Below are 5,116 nucleotides of genomic sequence, written 5' to 3'. Positions count from 1 at the left end.
TTCCAACACCGTGGCAATCAGGTCATCGTCGTCCCGGCTGCGGGCTTTATGATGTGTTTTGTTATGCTCATTATACTGTATTGTAATGTTTTCATTGTAATTGCTGATACGTTCGATACCCTTTTTCGCCGCCAGGATCTTGATGGTGACCAGGTCGAGAAACTGGCGTGTCGGCAGATCGGGCTTGCCAAAGCGATCCTCGATCTCCTGTTCGATCTCGATCACATCATGCGTCTGCGTACAGCCGCTCAGACGTCTGTAGAGCTCCAGACGCACACGGTCATGAGGCACCAGCGTATCCGAAATATAGGCGGTAATGGAGAGTTTTATGTCGACACTCTTCCGCTCCGGCATCGCCTCATGGCTCAATATACGGATGGCGTCTTCCAGCATCTTCAGATAGAGCGCATAACCGATCTGCTTGATGTGGCCGCTCTGGCTCTCGCCGATTAGGTTGCCGCCGCCACGGATCTCCAGGTCATGGTAGGCCAGCACCGCACCGCTGCCGAGGAAGGAGTTGGACTCCAGCGCGATCAGCCGCCGTTTTGCCTGTTCGGTCAAAACATCCCTGTTTTCGACGAGAAAATAGCAGTACCCTTCGACCTTGCCCCGCCCCACGCGTCCGCGTAGCTGATGCAGGTCCGCCATGCCGAAGCGGTCCGCCTCGTCGACGATCATCGTATTGACTTTCGGCATGTGGATGCCCGATTCGATGATAGAGGTACTCAGCAGCATATCGTACTCTCCCGCTTCGAACCGCAGCATCTCCTTTTCGGTCTGCACCGCCGTAATTTTGGAGTGGAGTATCAAAATACGAAGGTTCGGCAGAATCTCGAGCAGTTCGCTCTTTTTGCTCTCGATGCCGGCAATCGAGTTGTAGACGTAGAAGATCTGCCCGCCTCGCCGAAGCTCCCGCATCACCGCCTCCTTGACAACCGTTTCGTCGAAGCTCTTGACGAAGGTCCGGACCCCTCTGCGCTCCATCGGCGGCGTACGCAGCTCACTGTATCCTTTGATTTTCGACAATGCCATATTGAGGCTTCTGGGAATCGGTGTGGCGCTCATACTCAGCACGTGCACATTCATGCTCATTTTCTTGAGCGCCTCTTTCTGCTTGACACCGAATTTGTGCTCTTCGTCGATAATGACAAGACCCAGGTTATTGAACTTTGCACCGAGAAGCGCATGGGTACCGATGACGAGATCGAGTTCCCCTTTCTCGAGCCGTTCCAGAATCTGACGCTTCTGTTTCGCTGTCGTAAAACGGTCGAGTTTTTCGACACGTACACCGAACGGTTCCAGCCTTGTTTTGACACTTTTGAAATGCTGGGCACTCAGCAGTGTCGTGGGTACGACGAATGCACACTGATACCCCGATTTCACTACGGCGAGAACCGCGTTCATCGCCACTTCGGTCTTTCCGAAACCGACATCACCGCTCAGCAGCCTGTCCATGACCCGTCCGCCGGAGAGATCGGCGAAAATCTCCTCCACCGCCGTCACCTGATCGGGCGTGTATTCGAATCCCGCCGCTTCACGGAACGCGGCGAGCTCCGGAAAGTCGGTTCGGATCACCGCCCCTTTGATCAACATCCGTTTTGCCGACATGTTGACGATTTCGCTCGCGATCGCGAAGAGTCGCTCTTTCACTTTCGCTTTGAGTTTGCCGAAACCGCCTTTGCCCAGCCGGTCGAGCACCGGCAGCGTGCCGCCTTCGGCGATGTAACGGTCGATCATGTCGAGATTTTCGACCGGCAGCAGCAGCGTGTCGTCGTTCTGGTACTGGATATGGACGAAATCCCTGACAGCACCGAGTACCTGGTGCGGTTCGATCCCCTTGAAAATGCCAACGCCATAATTTTCATGGACCACATAATCACCCGGTTTCAGATCGTCGAGCAGAATCGTCGGCCGTTTGACGGCACGTTTTTTGAACGGCTTGTTGAGTGAAACGATGATTTTATCGGGTGTCAGAAGATTGACGACCCCTTCATCTCTGACGATGGTTGCCTTTGCGATCTCTTTGATCGGGCTTCGTCTCACCAATGCATCGCTTGCCGCGATGATGACCAGCTCCCGTTCGGGGTAGTTGTCGGTCAGCAGATCGACATTGATCGGTTCGATCGCTTTGATGCGGCTACTTTCCGGGACAGTTTCCACATCGAAACGCGATTTTGGCAGAGCCATTTTCGCATGCTCGTAGGCGAACGCCACCTCATCGCCAAAATCTTTCACGGCGACGGTTTTTCTCTCCCTCATCAGATCGTGCGCCAGATCGTCGAGATGCCAGAGCCCGAGTGACGCCACATCTTTGACGAACACATCACTTTCGCTCGCCTCACACCTCTTCAATAGATTCTCGAATCCATCTTTGTCGAGCGAAAAGAGTGCCGGCTCGATCTCGATGCTCTCCAGTTCCTCCTCTTTGTGCGACTTCTGGGTTTCGACTTCAAACCGGCGGATACTCTCCACTTCGGTATCGAAAAGGCTGATGCGCCAGGGATCTTCACATCCGGGGGAGAAAATGTCGATAATATCGCCGCGAATCGACACTTCACCTTTGGCTTCCACCACGTCGACAAAGGTATAGCCCCAGGCATAGAGTCTCTCCTTCAAACCGTCCATATCCAGGTCGTCGCCAAATTCGATCGAAACGGTTTGCAGAAGCTCCGGTTTGGGAAGTGGATAGAGAAGCGTATGGAAGGGAGCAATGAGTATTGCGTGCCGGGTGTTGCATGTTGAATAAAATTGTTTCAATGCATCGTTGAGAGTGAAAAGTTCCTCACTCCAGCTTCGCAGGTCTTCGCCGTATGTCGCGCGAAAATCGGGCAGCACAATCGTTTCAAGCCCGTGCAGTCTGGCGACTGTCGCCGCACTCCGCGCCTCCTTATCGTTTTCCACGAGCAGAATATCGGGTGCATCGTTTTTTTCGAGATAGTCGTAAAGATTGGGTTCGATCAAGTCGTTCTATCCTTTGTTGATCCTGATGGCTTCGATGTGGCCATGGCAGACTCCGTTATCGTATATCTCCACCTCAATGGCCCAGATATCACCGTTGACGACACCATCCAGGTAGACTTCCCTGGCATGGATATCGCCATGTACGACGCCACCTTTGGCTACGATAACATAACTTTTCGCTTCGACACTGCCGTCGATTTCACCATCGACATGCAGACCGCCCGTACTCCGGAGCGTTCCCGTTATTTTTGTGCCGGGCGCGACGATGGTGGTATGGCCTGTGCGGCCATGTGACTCGTCAATGCGATGAAAGATTCCCATGGTACCTGTTTCACTTTCTTGAAAATTATCTGGTATGACTCTTTTTTCCATTTGATAAACCAGTAGGGGTTGACCGGTCGGGTCAGAAAACGGATCTCGTAATGCAGATGGGGTGCGGTGCTCAACCCTGTATTTCCGCTGATCCCGATGATGTCTCCTTTGACGACGGTATCCCCTTTGCGTACGCTCGTCTTTCTGAGATGGCCATAATAGGTCTTGAAACCGAATCCGTGGTCGATGATGACGAGATTGCCGTAACCGCTCCGCCGATGGTAGCCGGCATACTCCACGACACCGTCGGCTGTCGTCCAGACCGGTTTCCTCTTTTTCGCACGCAGATCGATACCGGGATGGAACTCCCGTCTCTTCTTGATCGGGTGTTTTCGCCATCCAAAAGCGCTGGTAATCCCTTCCATCGGGAGCGGCTCCCCGTTGGGTACAATCGAAAAGAGAAGTGCCAGCTGTACGGCCGAAAGGGTGACATTTTCCAGGCGTGTCGGTGTCGAGAAGTTCATATCCGGTTTTTCCCCGACGAAGATCTCCAGATCGGTCAGCCGGTCCCCCAGGCGATCGAGCGCGTCCTGCCGCGATTCGATTTGCAGATTCAGGTTTCCGATATCGTTTTCGAGAAGGCGGATGTTTCTCTCCAAAACTTTCTGTCTCAGTTTCGCCTCTTCGTAGGCATCTTCGAGCCATGCGAGATAGAGCCATGCCGCGACACCCGCCGACAGGATTCCGAGCGCTGCAATCAGCACGATCCATTTGAAAATCTGGCTGAGCGTGTACTGCCTGAAGCCGTTCGTATCGGTAACTGTAATGAGAAACCGATGTCTCATCGGACCGTTCCGAACCGTTTTAGAAACGCTTCGGCGACAACGAACGATCCGAAAACCAGATACTGCTCCGTCTCGCCAATCGTTTCGAACCGTTTCACATCGAGTCCGACCTTTTTCGCGACAGAGACAACTCTTTCGGAATCCATAGCTCTTTCGCTGTCGATATCGATGATTTCGAGACGTTTTACCACCGGCTTCAAGACATTCAGGATCTCTTCGACATTTTTGTCACTCAGTGCATTGTAGACCAATACTCTCTTTTCACCCTCCAGCGCCTGCGCAACAGCTTTCGCACCGAGAAGATTGTGGCCGACATCGAGGATGACGTTGCCCGCGATTCTTTCAAAGCGACCCTTCAGGTGAAAATCGGCCAGTGCTTCCACCGGTGCCTCTTCTCCGGTCACCAAACGGTAGGCTGCCGCCGCCGTCATAGCGTTTTGTATCATATATTCGGGCCAGCCGCGATCGTTTCCCATCCGTACTACTGCCTCTTTTATCGTCTGATCGACCACCGTGTCGGTATCGAAAAGATCACACCCTTTTTCACGAGCGATCGTTTCGGCAATCGAATAGACAGAAGAGTCCGGCTGTCGTGCCAGAAGAGCCTTTTTCTCGATACTTCGCAGTTTCGTCGCGGCGATTTCGTCGATCGAATGGCCCAAAAAAGCCTGATGATCCAACCCGATCGGGGTTATGATGCTGAGATCCTTCTGTACGACATTCGTCGCATCGAACTCTCCTCCGAGCCCCGCTTCCAGAACGATATAATCGAGCCCCTCGAATGCGACGAGGGCCAGAAGGGTCGTATATTCGAAATAGCTCAGCGACCGAGCAGTTTCGGAAGGAAGCCACTCCATCAACCTTCCATGTGCCGACTCGAGCGAACTGTCGCCAATATCCGACCCGTCGATCCAGATGCGCTCGTTGAATCGGAGAATATGGGGCGAACTGTAGTGGCCGACACGGCTGCCGGCCCTGGCGAGCATCGCCGCCAACAT

4 protein-coding genes are annotated in these 5,116 nt (G+C 53.4%); all 4 read right to left on the bottom strand.

Annotated elements, in window-relative coordinates; all coding sequences use genetic code 11:
- Positions 1-2,961, bottom strand: a 2,961-nt coding sequence (gene mfd, locus Q1K24_RS00825) for a transcription-repair coupling factor (RefSeq protein WP_300364678.1), incomplete at its 3' end; no start/stop codon positions are given.
- A gap of 6 nt (positions 2,962-2,967) precedes the next feature.
- Positions 2,968-3,282, bottom strand: a complete 315-nt coding sequence (locus tag Q1K24_RS00820) for a polymer-forming cytoskeletal protein (RefSeq protein ID WP_300364676.1) — start codon at positions 3,280-3,282, stop codon at positions 2,968-2,970.
- The gene (locus Q1K24_RS00815) at positions 3,204-4,118 is read right to left on the bottom strand and encodes a M23 family metallopeptidase (RefSeq protein ID WP_300364674.1); all 915 of its coding nucleotides are present in this window, start codon (positions 4,116-4,118) and stop codon (positions 3,204-3,206) included. The genes Q1K24_RS00820 and Q1K24_RS00815 overlap by 79 nt, the downstream gene beginning before the upstream one ends.
- The coding region (locus tag Q1K24_RS00810; RefSeq protein WP_300364672.1) for a bifunctional folylpolyglutamate synthase/dihydrofolate synthase at positions 4,115-5,116 on the bottom strand (1,002 nt) is incomplete at its 5' end. The genes Q1K24_RS00810 and Q1K24_RS00815, both read right to left, overlap by 4 nt.

The sequence above is a fragment of the Hydrogenimonas sp. genome (genome assembly GCF_029932565.1).
Taxonomy (GTDB): Bacteria; Campylobacterota; Campylobacteria; order Campylobacterales; family Hydrogenimonadaceae; genus Hydrogenimonas.
Note: the sequence above shows the minus strand (reverse complement) of the source record. Positions and strands in the feature narration are given on the sequence as shown.